At 64.8% G+C, this 15,804-nt stretch carries 19 protein-coding genes; 10 read left to right on the top strand and 9 right to left on the bottom strand.

The window, feature by feature from the left end:
* Positions 1 to 4 precede the first annotated feature (4 nt).
* The 5 genes from gap to VFO25_06050 all read left to right on the top strand — a co-directional run bounded on the left by gap (position 5) and on the right by VFO25_06050 (position 5,445).
* On the top strand, positions 5 to 1,039 hold the full coding sequence (gene gap / locus VFO25_06070) for a type I glyceraldehyde-3-phosphate dehydrogenase (protein ID HET9342459.1): 1,035 nt from the start codon (positions 5 to 7) through the stop codon (positions 1,037 to 1,039).
* The gene (locus tag VFO25_06065) at positions 1,036 to 2,223 is read left to right on the top strand and encodes a phosphoglycerate kinase (protein HET9342458.1); all 1,188 of its coding nucleotides are present in this window, start codon (positions 1,036 to 1,038) and stop codon (positions 2,221 to 2,223) included. Before gap ends, VFO25_06065 begins: the two co-directional genes overlap by 4 nt.
* Positions 2,220 to 2,975, top strand: coding sequence for a triose-phosphate isomerase (gene tpiA / locus VFO25_06060; GenBank protein ID HET9342457.1), 756 nt, complete (start codon positions 2,220 to 2,222; stop codon positions 2,973 to 2,975). The genes VFO25_06065 and tpiA overlap by 4 nt, the downstream gene beginning before the upstream one ends.
* Positions 2,972 to 4,507, top strand: coding sequence for a 2,3-bisphosphoglycerate-independent phosphoglycerate mutase (gene gpmI / locus VFO25_06055; GenBank protein ID HET9342456.1), 1,536 nt, complete (start codon positions 2,972 to 2,974; stop codon positions 4,505 to 4,507). The genes tpiA and gpmI overlap by 4 nt, the downstream gene beginning before the upstream one ends.
* Before the next feature lie 398 nt (positions 4,508 to 4,905).
* Positions 4,906 to 5,445: a hypothetical protein gene (locus VFO25_06050; GenBank protein HET9342455.1), complete on the top strand. Its 540-nt coding sequence runs from the start codon at positions 4,906 to 4,908 to the stop codon at positions 5,443 to 5,445.
* A gap of 36 nt (positions 5,446 to 5,481) precedes the next feature.
* On the opposite strand, the gene VFO25_06045 is transcribed toward VFO25_06050, so the two are convergent.
* Positions 5,482 to 6,282 (bottom strand): class I SAM-dependent methyltransferase, encoded by an 801-nt coding sequence (locus tag VFO25_06045; protein HET9342454.1) that lies wholly within the window; start codon positions 6,280 to 6,282, stop codon positions 5,482 to 5,484.
* A 160-nt stretch (positions 6,283 to 6,442) separates the two neighbouring features.
* Between VFO25_06045 and VFO25_06040 the strand changes: the two genes are divergently transcribed.
* The 5 genes from VFO25_06040 to VFO25_06020 all read left to right on the top strand — a co-directional run bounded on the left by VFO25_06040 (position 6,443) and on the right by VFO25_06020 (position 10,562).
* The gene (locus VFO25_06040; GenBank protein HET9342453.1) at positions 6,443 to 7,123 is read left to right on the top strand and encodes a flagellar hook basal-body protein; all 681 of its coding nucleotides are present in this window, start codon (positions 6,443 to 6,445) and stop codon (positions 7,121 to 7,123) included.
* Positions 7,120 to 7,854 (top strand): flagellar hook-basal body complex protein, encoded by a 735-nt coding sequence (locus VFO25_06035; protein ID HET9342452.1) that lies wholly within the window; start codon positions 7,120 to 7,122, stop codon positions 7,852 to 7,854. The genes VFO25_06040 and VFO25_06035 overlap by 4 nt, the downstream gene beginning before the upstream one ends.
* Positions 7,855 to 7,857: 3 nt before the next feature.
* A complete protein-coding gene (locus tag VFO25_06030; GenBank protein HET9342451.1) occupies positions 7,858 to 8,121 on the top strand; it encodes a hypothetical protein in 264 nt (87 codons plus the stop codon).
* A complete protein-coding gene (locus VFO25_06025; protein ID HET9342450.1) occupies positions 8,118 to 8,882 on the top strand; it encodes a sigma-70 family RNA polymerase sigma factor in 765 nt (254 codons plus the stop codon). The genes VFO25_06030 and VFO25_06025 overlap by 4 nt, the downstream gene beginning before the upstream one ends.
* A gap of 657 nt (positions 8,883 to 9,539) precedes the next feature.
* Complete coding sequence (locus tag VFO25_06020) at positions 9,540 to 10,562, top strand: hypothetical protein (GenBank protein ID HET9342449.1); 1,023 nt, start codon at positions 9,540 to 9,542, stop codon at positions 10,560 to 10,562.
* Here VFO25_06020 and VFO25_06015 read toward each other — a convergent pair.
* The 8 genes from VFO25_06015 to VFO25_05980 are packed head-to-tail and all read right to left on the bottom strand — an operon-like array spanning position 10,559 to position 15,754.
* Positions 10,559 to 10,801, bottom strand: coding sequence for a DUF167 domain-containing protein (locus VFO25_06015; GenBank protein ID HET9342448.1), 243 nt, complete (start codon positions 10,799 to 10,801; stop codon positions 10,559 to 10,561). The genes VFO25_06020 and VFO25_06015 overlap by 4 nt on opposite strands.
* 26 nt (positions 10,802 to 10,827) lie before the next feature.
* Positions 10,828 to 11,313 (bottom strand): DivIVA domain-containing protein, encoded by a 486-nt coding sequence (locus tag VFO25_06010; GenBank protein ID HET9342447.1) that lies wholly within the window; start codon positions 11,311 to 11,313, stop codon positions 10,828 to 10,830.
* 16 nt (positions 11,314 to 11,329) lie between these two features.
* Positions 11,330 to 11,728 (bottom strand): cell division protein SepF, encoded by a 399-nt coding sequence (sepF, locus tag VFO25_06005; GenBank protein HET9342446.1) that lies wholly within the window; start codon positions 11,726 to 11,728, stop codon positions 11,330 to 11,332.
* Between the two features lie 9 nt (positions 11,729 to 11,737).
* Positions 11,738 to 12,418 (bottom strand): YggS family pyridoxal phosphate-dependent enzyme, encoded by a 681-nt coding sequence (locus VFO25_06000; GenBank protein ID HET9342445.1) that lies wholly within the window; start codon positions 12,416 to 12,418, stop codon positions 11,738 to 11,740.
* A 48-nt stretch (positions 12,419 to 12,466) separates the two neighbouring features.
* On the bottom strand, positions 12,467 to 13,594 hold the full coding sequence (tgt, locus tag VFO25_05995; GenBank protein HET9342444.1) for a tRNA guanosine(34) transglycosylase Tgt: 1,128 nt from the start codon (positions 13,592 to 13,594) through the stop codon (positions 12,467 to 12,469).
* Complete coding sequence (locus tag VFO25_05990; GenBank protein HET9342443.1) at positions 13,591 to 14,526, bottom strand: RluA family pseudouridine synthase; 936 nt, start codon at positions 14,524 to 14,526, stop codon at positions 13,591 to 13,593. The genes tgt and VFO25_05990 overlap by 4 nt, the downstream gene beginning before the upstream one ends.
* Positions 14,523 to 14,996, bottom strand: coding sequence for a signal peptidase II (lspA, locus tag VFO25_05985; GenBank protein ID HET9342442.1), 474 nt, complete (start codon positions 14,994 to 14,996; stop codon positions 14,523 to 14,525). The genes VFO25_05990 and lspA overlap by 4 nt, the downstream gene beginning before the upstream one ends.
* On the bottom strand, positions 14,993 to 15,754 hold the full coding sequence (locus VFO25_05980) for a cytochrome c biogenesis protein CcdA (GenBank protein HET9342441.1): 762 nt from the start codon (positions 15,752 to 15,754) through the stop codon (positions 14,993 to 14,995). Before VFO25_05980 ends, lspA begins: the two co-directional genes overlap by 4 nt.
* Positions 15,755 to 15,804: the final 50 nt, after the last annotated feature.

The following is a 15,804-nucleotide window of genomic DNA, read 5'->3' as shown; positions in this document are numbered from 1 at the left end:
CGTCGTGGCATCCCGCATCGCCATCAACGGCTTCGGCCGCATCGGCCGTCAAGCGCTTCGCACGCTCATGGAGCGCCACCCCGAGCTCGAGATCGTCGCCGTCAACGACTTGGGCGACGCGAAGACCGCGACGCACCTCTTCAAGTACGACTCGACCTACGGCCGCTATCCCGGCACGGTCTCGAACACCGCCGACTCGTTCACCATCGACGGACGCACGATCAAGCTGATCCAAGAGCGCGACCCGGCCAAGCTCCCTTGGAAGGATCTCAAGATCGATCTCGTCATCGAATCGACGGGCTTCTTCACCGACGCAACCAAGGCGAAGGCGCACATCGACGCCGGCGCGCGGCGCGTCATCATCTCGGCGCCGGCGAAGAACGAAGACGTGACGATCGTCCTCGGCGTCAACGAAGACGATTTCGATCCGAGCAAGCACAAGATCATCTCGAACGCGTCGTGCACGACCAACTGCCTCGCGCCGCCGCTCAAGGTCGTCCACGACGCACTCACCGTCGTCAAAGGCACGATGACGACGGTGCATTCGTACACGAACGACCAGCGCATCCTCGACTTCCCGCATGAAGATCTGCGGCGCGCGCGCGCCGCCGCGATCAACGTCATCCCGACGACGACGGGCGCCGCGAAGGCGATCTACCTCGTCATCCCCGAGATGAAGGGCCGGCTCGATGGATTCTCGCTTCGCGTGCCGACGCCGACGGTATCGATCATCGATCTCGTCGTCCTCACCGAGAAACCGACGACGAAGGACGATCTCAACGCGCTGTTCCGAAAAGCCGAATCGAGCGATCGCATGAAGGGTATCCTCGGCGTCACCGACGAGCCGCTCGTCTCGACGGATTTCAAGGGCGACAGCCGTTCGTCGATCGTCGACTCGTTGTCGACGATGGTCGTCGGAGGCAACCTGCTCAAGGTCGTCGCGTGGTACGACAACGAGTGGGGCTACTCGTGCCGGCTCGCCGACCTCACCGCGTTCGTCCTCGAAAAAGAGCGCGTGACCGCCGGCGCTCGCGCTTGAGCGACTTCGCGTCGATCGACGTCGCGGGCAAGCGCGTCCTCGTCCGCGAAGACCTCAACGTGCCGCTCGACGGCGGCAAGGTCACCGACCTCACGCGGATCGACGCTGCAGTGCCGACGATCCGGAGCTTGAGCGAACGCGGCGCTAAGGTCATCGTCATGTCGCACCTCGGACGGCCGAACGGCACCGTCGTCGAATCGCTCCGGATGGCGCCTGTCGCGAGTGCGCTATCGGCGGAGTTGGGTATCGACGTGAAGACCGCACCGGACTGCATCGGGCCGCAGGCTCAGGCGGCGGTCGACGCGCTCAAAGACGGCGAGGTGCTCCTGCTCGAGAACCTGCGCTTCCACAAAGAAGAAGAGGCGGGCGACGACACGTTCGCTCGGAGCCTTGCGTCGCTCGGCGACATCTACGTCAACGACGCGTTCGGCACCGCGCACCGCGCGCACGCGTCGACGAGCGTCATCGCGAAATATCTACCTGCGTACATGGGACCGCTGATGGCGCGAGAGCTCGAGATGCTCGACTCGATCCTCGAGCATCCGAAGCGCCCGTTCGTCGCCGTGCTCGGCGGCGCGAAGGTGTCGGACAAGATCGAGGTCATCGACCGGCTCATGTCGATCTGCGACTCGGTCGTCGTCGGCGGCGGCATGGCGAACACGCTGCTCGCCGCCGAAGGGCAGCCGATCGGCAAGTCGCTCTGCGACAAGGATCTCGGCCCGGCGCTCGGCGTTCTCGACGGCATCAAACATCACAAGTTCAAGGCGAAGCTCCACGTGCCGAAAGACGCGATCGTTGCGAAGCAGCTCGCGCCCGATGTCGACACGCAAGATGTGAAGATCGCCGACGTCAAGCCGGACGACATGATCCTCGACATCGGCGCCGGAACCGCGATGGACTACCGCGGCGTCATCCTGGATGCGAAGACGGTGCTCTGGAACGGGCCGATGGGCGTGTTCGAGAACGATCTTTTCGCTGCGGGCACCGAAGCAGTCGGCCAGGCGATCGTCGATTCGGGCGCCGTATCGGTCGTGGGCGGCGGCGACTCGGCTGCAGCGGCGCACAAGCTCGGCTTCGCCGACAAGATGACGCACATCTCGACCGGCGGCGGCGCAACGCTCGAGTATATCGAAGGCAAGGACCTGCCCGGCGTAGCCGCGCTGCGGAGCGCGAAGCCAGCGTGACGCACCGGCCGCTATTCGCAGCCAATTGGAAATGCTTCAAGACGCCCGACGAGACGCGCGCGTACATCGACGCGTTCCTTCCCGGCGCCGAAGAACTCATCCCGAAGACCGACATCGCGCTCTTGCCGCCGTTCATCGATCTCGAGACGGTACGCACCGCGCTCGACGGCACGACGATCGGCTACGGCGCGCAAGACTGCTATTGGGAACAGCAGGGTGCGTTCACCGGTGAGGTGAGCGCGGCGATGCTCGGCGCGCTCGGGTGCGAGTACTGCATCGTCGGGCATTCGGAACGTCGACGGCTGTTCGGCGAGACCGATGAGATGGTCTCGAAGAAGATCACCGCACTGCTCGCCGAGGGGATCACGCCGATCGTCTGCGTCGGCGAGACGCTCGACGAGTACAAGGGCGGGTTGACCCTTCAGCGCGTTATGCAGCAGGTCTCCGACGGTCTCGGACACCTCGAAGACGGCGAACGCGCGAACCTCGTCGTGGCATACGAACCGGTGTGGGCGATCGGCACCGGTCTTGCCGACGATCCGGATTCGGCGAACCGCACGATCGGCTACATCCGTCAATGCCTCGGCGGACTCGACGAGGCGCGCGTGCTTTACGGCGGATCGATGAAGGCCGACAACGCGGCGCAGTTCTGCGCCCAGCCGAACATCGACGGTGGACTCGTCGGCTCGGCGAGTCTCGACGCCGCGACGTTCCTCAAGCTCGTCTCCAGCGGCGCGGAGATGCGCGCGTGAGCGATGCCGCGACATCGAAACCCGTCATTCTTTGCATCCTCGACGGCTTCGGCGTCTCCCACGAGACGCGAGGCAATGCGATCGCGCAGGCGCAGATGCCGCGCTATCGCGCGCTGCTCGAGAAGTATCCCAACACGGTTATCGGTGCGGCGCAAGAAGCGGTGGGGCTCCCGCGCGGCCAACAGGGCAACAGCGAAGTCGGACATCTCAATCTCGGCGCGGGCCGCGTCGTCCTGCAAAGCGTCACCCGTATCGATCGCTCTATAAAGGAAGGGACGTTCGCGACGAACCCCACGCTGCAGCAGTGCTTCGCGCACGCGAAGCGGACGGGCGGAACGTTCCATTTGTTCGGACTCGTGTCGGACGGCGGCGTCCATTCGTCGTTCGAACACCTCGATGCTTTGATCGATGCCGCGAAGGCGGCGGGCGTGCCCGTCAAGGTCGCCGCGTTTCTCGACGGACGCGACGTGCCACCGCGGAGCGCCGGTCCCTACCTCGAACGGCTCGAGCGCAAGCTCGCCGAGCACGGCAACGCCTCGATCTCGATGATCTCCGGCCGTTACTACGCGATGGACAGGGACAAGCGCTGGGAGCGGACGCGCCTTGCGTACGAGGCCCTCGTCAACGCAAAGGCATTGAACGCGGACAGCGCGATCGCCGGCCTCGAGATGGCGTACTCAGCCGGCGAGGACGACGAGTTCGTCAAGCCGACGATCATCGGCGACATCGATCCGATCGTCCACGACGGCGATGCGTGTCTCTTCTTCAACTTCCGCCCGGACCGCGCTCGGCAGCTGACGCGCGCGTTTTCCGATCCGTCGTTTGCGGAATTCCCGGTCAAGCGTTTCAACGATTTCGTGTTCGCGATCATGACGCTCTACGACGCGACGTTTGAGAACCCGGTCATGTTCGGCAAGATCTTCGAACAATGGACGCTCGGAGAAGTCGTCGCGACGGCGTCGCAGCCGCAGCTGCGGCTCGCGGAGACCGAGAAGTACGCGCACGTCACCTATTTCTTTTCCGGCGGCCGCGAGGACCCGTTCCCGCTTGAAGACCGCGTCCTCGTGCCTTCCGCGCGAGAGGTTGGCACGTACGATCATCTCCCGGAGATGCGCGCGCCTGAGATCACCGAGAAGGCCCTCGAGGCGATCCGCTCTCGCAAGTACGCGCTCATCGTCATGAATTATGCGAATCCCGACATGGTCGGCCACACGGGCAAGTGGGATGCGATTATCAAGGCGCTCGTGGTCGTCGACGATTGCGTCGGCAAGATCGTCGACGCCGCCCTCGAGACCGGTGCGATGCTGATCATCACGGCCGACCACGGCAACGCCGAGGAGAAGATCGACCTCGCCACCGGCGGCGAGTTGACGGCGCATACGATCAACGACGTGCCGCTCGTGCTCGTCTCCGAACCTGTAAGCGGGAAGCTCGCGGACGGCGGCAAGCTCTGCGACGTCGCGCCAACCATGTGCAAGCTCATGGATCTGCCGCAGCCTGCGGAGATGACAGGCCGCAATCTCCTCGTCTGACGCGTAGCGGTCGAGCTTCAGCTCGACCGCCGCGACATTTCCACGTAGATGGGGAGCGGTCGACCTTTATGGTCGACCGCCGCGGTCTTGGCAAATGGATGGCGCGCCCGCCGTCAAATCGTTGGGGCGTGACAACGATAGTCGCATCACTTCTAGTGTTTGCTAGCGCTTTGCCGATCGTCGGCTCGGTACACTTCCTCGACTCATCGCCGCACGGCTGGTGTTCCGTCGATATAAGGTTTCCGCAGGTCACCGGCTTGGCGTCGGCCTCGATCGAATCGAAGATCAACGGAGAATTTAGAAAACGCTATTTCGACTTCCCCGCGCCGTATTTCCCAGACCTGTCGTTCGCCCGAGCGCCGAATGTGCACCCACCGATGGAGAGGTGCGAACATCGAATGGCGGCGCTTGACGCGCAGCTCAAGAGCAACGGTTACCCGACACAGTTCGGCCATGCGTCGGTCTTGGTCAGTACGATGTTCCGCGTTGGCTTTCGCGGGCGTTCCTTCATCAGCGTTGTCGGTGATGGTTTTTATGCTGCGACTCCGAGCGCGCATCCAAACGACTTTCGGTGGACACAGAACCTGGACGCTTCGACTGGCAAGTCCCTCGCTTTCGGCGATCTGTTCTTCACGGATGCCGCGCATAAGAGGAGACTTCACGACCTCATCGAGCAAAGTTTGCGCGCCGCGCCGTATGCGAAGCAATACGGGCTGGTCGAGTCCTACGATGCCGGAGATTTCCCCGGCGACCTCCAGCCGCTCGTTTGCGCCGGCCGCGTTCGCTTCTTCGATATCTTCGACGTCCACGCAGTCGCTTCAGTGACGACGTTTGTGAGCGGCATGGACTTGATCGCGGGTGGGGTGGTCAAAAGCCGGGCTGTGATTGCGGTGCTCGAACAACCTCGTCGCGCGAGCGACACGTGCGGACAGTTCTGATGGCCGAGTTGTCAGGACCGACTCGGCTGCTACGGCTCAGGCTTTTCTCCCCTTAGCCGCCCAAGCACGAGCGATGAGCTCGATCGAGCCGTCAGGCTTCGTCGGTAGCGTCGTACGAAGAAGATCGCGCAGTCGAGATCTGTCGACGTCTGATAAGGCCGCGACGTGCTCTTGCGACGGCGCGTGGCCGCGCTGAAGCGGAGCCCAGTAGTCGTCGAAGTCGCGGAAATGCGCGGGCACGTCGAGCGCGCGGACCTCGACGTCGCACAGCCCGGCCGTCTCGAAAACTGACTTGAGCCGATCCGGTTTGGAGATCGCGAACGCTTGATCGTCGTCGGACGCCGCATCTGCGAGAGGATCCAGCGCTTTCGCCGCATCCCAGAAATACCGCAACACCTGCATCTCGCCGTCGAAATCCCATAGGTACGTCGCGACGACGCCGCCGGGTTTCGCGACACGCACGAATTCTCTAACCGCCGCGGGCTGATCCGGAACTGCGTTAAGCATCAAGCCCGATACGACGGCTTCGAATGAGTCGCTCGACATCGGCAGTCGCTCGGCATCGGCTTGCTCGAAGGCGACTCGCGGATCGGTTATTTTCGTTCTCGCATACGAGACGAACGCGCGCGATCGATCGACGCCGAGGATACGCGACGGCTGAGCGCTATCGAGGATCGCTTGCGTCAGGGCGCCGGTCCCGCTGCCGACATCGAGCCACGCCGACCGCGGCGCGAGCCCCAACCAGTCGACGAACATCATCGCGGCGATTCGGCTCCAACGGCCGATGTACGCTTCGTACGAATCGGCGTCGACCCACATCGCGTCCGACCCTTGCATGGTCACTTGTCTCCCCGTTCACAACGCGGCAACATCTGCGACTTACTTCTGTCGCGCACCCTGCCTATTCTTTGCCATACTCTCGCTCGGGCGAGCGACGCACGATCGGGACCGCGTGCGGCGGTCCCAACGGCAATATCAATGGAAGGAGCTCGTTCGAATGGACACGCCGGATGCCCTGACGAGCGCGGCGGCCGGCATGCGTCTCCAGGCAGACCGCCTCGACCTCATCGCGCAGAACCTCGCGAATGCATCGACGATCGGTTATCGGGAGCGCCTGTGGCCGGGTCGCACGTTCGCCTCGACCCTCGGATCGGCCGCCCAAGGCGCACCTCGTCAAGGCGCGCTCCGTCGGACTGGCGTGCCGACCGATCTCGCGCTCGTCGGCCCAGGCTACTTCGCGGTCGCGACAGCGGACGGAGTCCGCTACACGCGCGACGGTCGCATTTCGAGGACCGACGACTCGAGTCTAGCGGACATCCGCGGCAACAAGCTCCTCGGCGCGCTTGGCCCCGTCCGCTTCCCGCACGGAGCGCATCTCGAACCGAGCGGTCGCGTCATCGTCGATGGTCGAGTCGTCGACACGCTGCGGCTCGTCGCCCTCTCGCAGACAGACGCCGCCGCTGACGGTCCAAACGCATCCGCGAGTTCCGTGCCGCTCAAAGCCGCGTCGACTACCGTCCATAGCGGCTACTTGGAAGAATCGACTGTCGACCCGATCGCAGAGATGACGGCGCTTGTCGGCGCGCAACGAGCGTACGAAGCGGACGAAAAGGCAGCGCAACGTGCAGATGAGACGTTGCGTCGTGCGGTAACCGACGTTCCGACGGTGCGACAGTGAATCGCGCGCTCGTCGAGGGCGCAGCCGGCATGGCTGCGCAGCAGGCCGCCCTCGATACGATCTCCTCGAACCTCGCCAATGTCGACACGCCCGGCTTCCGCGCGACACGTCCGGAATTCGCAGAGCTCATCGGGGCCGACGGAGCCGCTCTTGGAACCGGCTTCGTGGCCGCGCGAACTCTGTTCGCCCCCGGACGCCTCGAGTCGACCGGCGACGAGCACGATCTCGCGATCGACGGCGAGGGCTTATTCCGCGTCAAAAGCCGCGATGGTCGCACCGCATACACGAGAGCGGGCAACTTCACGCCGGATTCGCACGGTCGGCTCTCGCTTCCGAACGGCGCGTCGCTCGATGGCGTGCGACTGCCGTCCGGCACGACTCGCATGGACGTGTCGCCGGACGGCGCGGTCGTCGCCCACGTCGCCGGCAACGCAAGGCTGGTCCGGTGCGGGTACGTCCACCTGCACGCGTTCGACGACGTCAACGCGCTTCGGCAGGGCGATGACGGCATGTATTACGCGACCGAGTCGGCCGGCGCCGACCGGTCCGGACGTCCGGGCATCGGCGGCTTCGGCCGTCTCGAACAGCGCTATCTCGAGCGCGCGAACGTCAGCGTCGTCGACGAGATGATGTCGATCCTCGCCGCTCAGCGCGCGTACGAAGCGAATGCGAAGACCGTGCAGGCCGCCGACGAGATGCTGCGGCTCGCCAACAATCTCGAAAAGGGTTGAGCCGTGAGCGAAAGCCTCGACGCCACGTGCGGGCAATTCGAACAAGTCATCCTCGGACAGATGCTGCACACGGCGGGCATTGGAAGACACGAATCGCCTCCGGCGAGTGATGATGACACTGCGGACTACGGCACGACGGCATCGCCCGAGGGCGATGACGCGTTCTCGCAGCTCATCGTTCAATCGCTCGCCGGCGCGATCGAGCGCGCCGGTGGCATCGGCTTAAAGTCGTCGCTGATGGATGCTCTCGAGGGGCGCAAACAGTGACCGCGGGTTGCGCGGTTCTTCAAGCGCTCGCCGTCGACTACTCGCGCACGCGGACGGTCGACGATCGCGACGCTCTTTGTGAAGCCGCGCTTCCGCTCGTTCGCAAGATCGCCGGCTGTGTGCTCCGCCGACTTCCAAACTACTTCACGATCGACGACCTCATCGGCGACGGCTCGATCGGTTTGCTCCGCGCGATCGACAGATTCGACCCGGTGCAAGGCGCGACGTTCGAGCATTGGGCGGGCCGGATCGTGCGCGGCGCGATCTTCAATGGCCTGCGCAGGATGGATTTCGTGCCCGAACGCGTGCGGCGTGACGCCAGAACGCTCGAAGCATCGCGCTGGTCGATGACGCAGACGTCGGGGGTCGCTCCATCAGATGACGCAGCTGCGCAGAACGCGGGTCTCGATCAACGCCAGCTTCTCGCGATCCGCATCGCGCTGCGACGGTCGACGCCCCAATCGATCGATATCCCGGCGCCGAATACCGACGACACGCAGCCGCTGCGCGACAAGCTTCCGTCGAACGGCGTCGACCCCGCCGCCGCGTTCGAGCGGCTCGCCCTTCGCCGCGCGGTCGGCAAGGCGGTCTCATCGCTTCCCGCGCGCGAGCGTCTCATCGTTTCGTCGTTCTACGCGGGCAATATCTCGCTGCGCCAGATCGGCGACCACCTCGGCATCAGCAAGCAACGCGTTTCACAGCTGCACGGACGCGCGCTCGTCGGACTGCGCGCCGCGCTCGCGGGCTACGACGAGCAGTGACCCTCGACCGCTCCAGCCTACCGGCGACCCGCGCGCCGGAACATAGCACGTCGGCGGCGATAGAGCCGACGTACGATCTCGATCTCGGAACCGATGACGCCTGGTTCGCTCCTTCGATCTCGGACGCCATCACGCTGAGTCCGAGCGGTGCGAGGCGTTTGGCGGAACCGGCCCGGACGCGCGCATTCATCATGCCAGAGCTTAGTGACGTCCACCGCACGGTCGATGCCGGGGACGGGAAATCGATCGTACTCGACGGAGGCCTCTACCGCGCCGGACCCATCCGGTAGTGACCTCGTGTTCCGTTTCGCGCGTGTGAAGACTGACCCGACGGGTATATCAGTCAAACGACGGGCGCGACTCGGCGCTTGCGTTTCACGCGGAGGAGATCGATCATGGCGGGCAAGTGCGGACACTCGGCATGCAAGTGCGTGATCACCGGCCAGCAGTCCGGGTATTGCAGCGACTATTGCAGCGAACAGGGGCATCAGACGCCATCGGAGAGGTGCGAATGCGGACACGCCGATTGCGCGAACTCAGGTACGCCCAGCTCCTAACTGCGGGTACTCATCGCGGATTTCAGCGAACGTTTCAGTCGGGTTTCAGCGGCGCGCGGTAGCCTGATCCCAAATCGCCTTCCGTTCGGTGAGGTGTCTCATGATCTACCGTTTCGCGTTTATCATTTTTGTCGCGTCGTTCATCGCCGCGTGCTCGGGCACCGGAACCACGATACCGGCCGCCCCCGGCGACCAAGCCGGAACGATGAATTTCATCGCCGCACTCGGCCGGCCGCAGGTCGACTACTATGCCACCCCGACACAGAGCTCGTGGCCCGAGTATATCCGGATGGGACCTGACGGCAATCTGTGGTTCACCGAATTCTACGTGAACCAGTTGGCGCGCATAACGCCGGATGGAACGATCACGGAGTTCCGAGAGCCGGCCGACAACGATGTTGAAGCTCTCGTCACAGGACCTGACGGGAACATCTGGTTCACATCGCCGGGCTCCAACCGGATCGGCCGGATGACGACCACTGGCACGTTCACGATGTTCGACATCGCCACGCCGAACTCGTCACCGCGCGGCATCGCGGTCGGTCCGGATGGCAACCTCTGGTTCACCGAATATCAGGGCGACAAGATCGGCCGCATAACGACGGCCGGCGCGATCCGGGAGTTTGCGCTTCCTACCGGTTCGAGCCCCTGGGAGATCATCGCCGGCGCCGATGGGATCATGTATGTCACAGACTCGACGTCGGACGACATCGCACGCTTCAACCCGATGACGCTCAGGTTCATGAGCAGCTTGAACCTGCACCGGTTCGACAACCCGTGGGGATTGACGATCGGTCAGGATCACAACGTCTGGTTCACTGGAAGGCACAGCGCGAAGATCGGCGTCATCGTGAACGGCAAGGTGACCGAATTCAAGATCCCCACCGCCGGCGCGTATCCCGACGACCTCGCGCAAGGCTCCGACGGCATCTTCTACATCACGGACTCACTGCGCAATTCGATCAGCCGCTTCAACCCGGCCACGGGCACGTTCGAGCGGCACATCCTGCTCGACTCGGCTTCGATTCCGACGGCGGTCGTCGCAGGACCCGACGGGAATATGTGGTTCACGGATCCGAGCTATACCGACCCCGCGCGCATCGGCCGGATCAAGCTGAACTAGGCGCCCAGCAGCGCCCTCGCCTCGGCCGTCGTCAAACCTTCGATCCTGAAGAGCTTGCGGCGGCCTGTGGCGCCTCGGACGAGCGCCACCGCGCTCGGCGGCACGCCGACAGCACGGGCGATCGCGCGACGAACAGCGTCATTCGCTTTGCCTTCGACCGCCCGCTCGCGCACGCGGATGACGATTCCGCCGTCGACCGCGACAACGACCCCGGGCGCTTTCGCGCCCGGTTTGACTATGATCTCGATCGTGGCCGACGCCGTCGTCAGGACGCGTGCTCGTTGGCCGACCCAGCGGCGTTGAGCGACGGCCTCGATTCGTCGACGAGCGCGAGATGGCGAGTGAGGAACGTGCGGAAGTCGTGCTTGACCGATTCGAGATGATCGAGGACGCGTTGGAGTTCGGAGCGCGCTCCCTCGATCTGCCTTCGGATCGCTTGAAGCTCGTTGTCGAGATCGAGGTTCGCTCGCTGCTTGATGAGCTCGACCTCTTTATGCGCCGCCGCTTTGAGCTCGTCGGCTGTACGCTGCGCGAGGACGAGCGTGCTCTGCAGGCTCTCTTCCATCGCCCGGAAATGCGAGACGCGCTGCTCGAGATCCGCGACCTTCGATTCGAGCGCGGTGCGCGTTTCGATGTCCTCTTCCATCGACGCGATGATCTCGTCGAGGAACTGATCGACGTCCTCGCGCGCATAGCCTTGCAGCGCCTTCTTGAACTCCCGGTGCTCGATGTCGAGCGGGGTGATCTTCATGGCCGTCGGTTCGTCGTCAGACCGCGAACGCCTCGCTCACGATGTCGCTGTCCTTCGCATTGATCTGCACGTTGCTCGGAACGAACAGGTAGATGCCCTCCGCGATGCGGTGCATCTTGCCATCGAGCGTGTAGATGACGCCGCTGAGGAAGTCGACGATGCGCTGCGACATGACGCGATCGGTCCCGATGAGGTTCACCGTGACGAGATGGCGCGACCTGAGCGCGTCAGCCATCTCGGTCACCTCCTCGTAGCGGCGCGGGTGGAAGACCGACACGCCGACGCGGCGCGACGTCTTCGCATCGCCGAGCGAGACGACGTTGTGCTTCACGTCGTCGTCGTACTCGTCGTCGAAGTCCTCTTCGTCCGTTGCCCCGGCCGAAAGCATGCTGCCGAGTCGCGACCAAAAACCCATGACCTTCCCTTAGCCTTTCGCCTGCCTGGCACCGAAGAGCGCGGTCCCGAGCCGGACCATCGTGGAACCCGCGGCGACCGCCGCTTCGAGATCGTCGGTCATCCCGAGCGAGAGCATGTCCGCGTCGCTCACGACCGCTCGTACGGAACGGAGCGCTTGGGCGGCACGATCGAACGCCTCGCGCGTGGCGGTTGGATCGGCCGGGCCGACGGACATGACGCCGCGCAACCGAAGGCCGTCACGCGAGACGAGTTCGCGCGCGAACCGTGCGCAGTCGTCGGGAGCTATGCCGGCGCGCCGGTCGCCGATCACGTTCACTTGAATCAGGACATCGAGCGTCTTGCCGGCGTCGCGTGCGCATCGGTCGAGGAGCGCCGCTGTCTCGAGGTCGTCGACCGTCTGAACGACATCGAAGAGCGCGCCGATGCGGCGCGCCTTATTGCGTTGGATGCTGCCGATGAAGTGGCGTTTGACCGGACGGCCAGACCACGCAGTCGCAGCGAACTTCGCCTGCGCTTCCTGGAGATAGTTCTCGCCGATATCGCTCAGCCCGGCCTCCAGTGCTGCCTCGATCGCGTCGGGCCCGAAACCTTTGGTGACCGCGAGGATCCGGACGGCGTCCGGCTGCCTACCGGCAGCCGCGCACGCCGACGCGATGCGCTTGCGCACGTCTTCCAGCCTGCGCGCCACCGCGGCTGCGAGTTCGCCGCCGCTACCGCTCACACGTTCGATACGTTTTTAGTACGCAGCGCGCTTATCCTCCGGCGTGAGGTCGCGCTTGCGTTCGGCGCGCCATCGCGCGAATCGCTTTTCTATGACCGCGCGGCGCGCGTCTCTTGCCAGGCGCGTCATGAAGGCGATGTTGTGAACGCTCACCATGCGCGGTCCGAGCGCCTCACCGGCTCGAAACAAGTGCGCGAGGTACGCGCGGGTGAACTGCGTGCAGGCGGCGCAGCCGCAGTGCCCGTCGAGCGGCGATAGATCGTCGGCGTGACGGGCGTTTCGAAGATTGAGCCGGCCGCTCGAGGTGAGCGCGAGCGCGTGACGCGCGCAGCGCGTCGGATAGACGCAATCGAACAGGTCGACGCCGACGGCGATCGCCGCGAGCATATCTTCGGGAGTTCCGACGCCCATGAGATATCGCGGCTTTCCGGCCGGCAGCTCCTTGCAGACGATCGCGGCGGCGCGCAACCCGTCCGCCTTCGGCTCGCCGACCCACAGCCCGCCGATCGCATAGCCGGGGAAGTCGAGGGCGACGAGCGCGCGAGCGTTGTCGCGACGCAACTTCTCGAACGTCGACCCCTGCACGATCGCAAACGTCGCTTGGCTTTCATCTGTCTTCGCAGCGAGCGTCCGTTCGGCCCAGCGAAGCGTACGCTCGGCTGCATCTGCCGCCGCGCTCTCGTCGACGCCGCCAGGAGCAAGGTCGTCGAGCGCCATCGCGACGTCCGAGCCGAGCGCCTCTTGAAGCGCGACGACCGACTCCGGCGTGAACGTGTGGCGCGAGCCGTCGAGATGCGAAGCGAAGTGATAGCCCTCGTCGTCGACCTTCGAGAGACGCGACAGCGAGAAGATCTGAAAACCTCCGCTGTCCGTTAGTATCGGGCGATCCCACGACATGAATCCGTGCAGGCCGCCCGCCTTCGCGATGATGGACGCGCCTGGGCGAAGGTAGCAGTGGTAGGCGTTGGCGAGGATCATCGTCGCGCCGGCCACGCGGAGTTCGTCGGGCGATAGTCCTTTGACGGATGCCTGCGTGCCCACCGGCATGAACGCCGGCGACGCCACGTCGCCGTGCCGCGTGCGAAACGTGCCGGCGCGCGCAAGCCCGTCCGTAGCCTCGAGCGAGAATGACACCGCGCTCATGGAGCGACCTCGCCTCGGCGCAGCCGGTCGACGAGCGCGGCGAAATCCTCGGGCCATTTCGATTCGAACGCGAGTGCTTTGCCGGTCACCGGGTGATCGAATGCCAATCGAGCCGCGTGGAGCATCTGGCGCGACACGCCGAGCCGCGGCCTGCCCGCGCCGTAGGTCTGATCGCCGACGATCGGATGGCCGATCGCCGCACAGTGGACGCGGATCTGGTGCGTTCGTCCCGTCTCGAGCCGCAGCTCGAGCAGCGCGGTCGCCGCGTCACCTGCCCCGAGCCGCTCGCGCACGCGATAGTGCGTCACCGCTCGACGACCTTGCGGGCGAACCGCGAAGCGCGTGCGGACCGCGGCATCGCGGGCGATGGGCGCGTCTATGGTCCCCGAACGGTTCGCCGGCACGCCCCACACGATCGCATCGTAGCCGCGCTTGACGGCGCGTGCCGCGATCGCTTCCGATAGTCCGCGCATAGCGCGATCGGTCTTCGCGACGACGAGCAGACCCGACGTCTGCTTGTCGAGACGGTGGACGATGCCTGGACGCAGTACGCCGTTGATCGACGGCAGCGGTCCAAGTTTCGCGAGCAGCGCGTTCACCAGCGTGCCGCGCGTGCTCCCAGGCGCGGGATGCGTCGCCATACCGGCCGGTTTGTCGACGACGACGAGGTCGCGGTCTTCGTACACGATCGCGATGGGGATCGCTTCGGGAGCCGCCGACGGCTTCACGGGCGCGGGGAGTTCGGCGACGACGTGCTCGCCGGCCGCGACGGATCGAGCCGCTTTCGCGACGCGACCGTCGACGCGCACGAGACCGCGCTTTATCATCGCTGCGCATGCGGTGCGCGAACGATCGACGTGTTTGGCGAGCACGACATCGAGACGCTCGCCGGCCTCAGCCGGACGTACGTCGAACGAGACCGGACGGCTCATTCCGCCGCCTTGGGTTCGCTTTCGGAGCTCGCCGACCGCTCTTGGATGAGCATGCGAAGGAGAAGCAGACAGACGCCGATCGTGATGCACGAATCGGCGACGTTGAAGACCGGGAACCAGTGGAGGTCGACGAAGTCGACGACGTAACCGAGCCGGACCCGGTCGAGGATATTCCCGACGGCCCCGCCGAGGATGAGCGCGAACGCGACGTGCGTCCCCCAGCCGCCGCGCTCCTGGCGATACCAGATGAAGAACGAGATGAGGACGACCGACGCGAGCGCGGCGAGCACGAGCGGATGCGAACCGAACAAGCCGAACGCGCCGTGCTGGTTCTGCACGTAGGTGAACCAGAGCGCGTGCGGGATGATGATGCGGCTCTCGTCGGGCATGAACGACGTCTTGACCAAATACTTGGTGTACTGATCGAGGACGATGACGACAATCGAGACGAGCGCGAAGATGCGCTTCACGCCGCCGCCAATTGCTCGATGGTCTGGCCGGTGATGTACGAGATGTACACCGGAACGAGCGGCAGGACGCACGGCGAGATGAACGACACGAGGCCGGCGATGAAGACCGCCCCGATCGAGATGGCGCCTGTCGCCTCCGGTCCGGTACCGACGTTCGCGAGCGCCGGGAACGTCGCGTAGATCCAGCCGGTGAACCTGAGCCACTCGTTGGTGACGAGCACGAGCCCCATCGCGATGACGAACAACCCCGCGACGAACTCGATCGCCGGCAGGAAGCGGCGCATGCGCTTGAAGATCGGCAGCGCTCGATCGAGCGCGAATGCGGTGAGGAAGAACGGAATCGCAAGACCTGCGGAATAGATGAGCAGCAGACCCATCGCCGCGTAGACCGTCTTCGCGTCGCTCGCCATCGCAAGCACCGCTGCGAGGATCGGACCGATGCACGGCGACCAGCCCGCGGCGAAACCGATGCCGACGAGCACGCTGCCCGCATACGAAACGCCGGGGCGTCTGATGCGCAGCCGCTTGTCCATCTGCAAGAACGGAAGGCGGAACAGGCCCAGCATATTGATGCCGAGAAGGATGACGACGACCCCGAGCACCGTCGTGATGATCGTCCGATAGTCGTTGAAAATGGTGCCGATGGCGCTCGCCGTCGCCCCGGCGATCACGAAGACGAACGTGAAACCACCGATGAAGGCGAGCGCGTGGAGCATCGCTTCTCGCTTGCCCGTGGGTGTAGTCACCGCTTGAGCCATGGTTATCGGGGCGCCTGCTCTCTTGTCGCCTAGGACCGTGTAGGAGACTT

Source organism: Candidatus Eremiobacteraceae bacterium (genome assembly GCA_035710745.1).
Lineage (GTDB): Bacteria > Vulcanimicrobiota > Vulcanimicrobiia > Eremiobacterales > Eremiobacteraceae > JANWLL01.
Note: the sequence above shows the minus strand (reverse complement) of the source record. Positions and strands in the feature narration are given on the sequence as shown.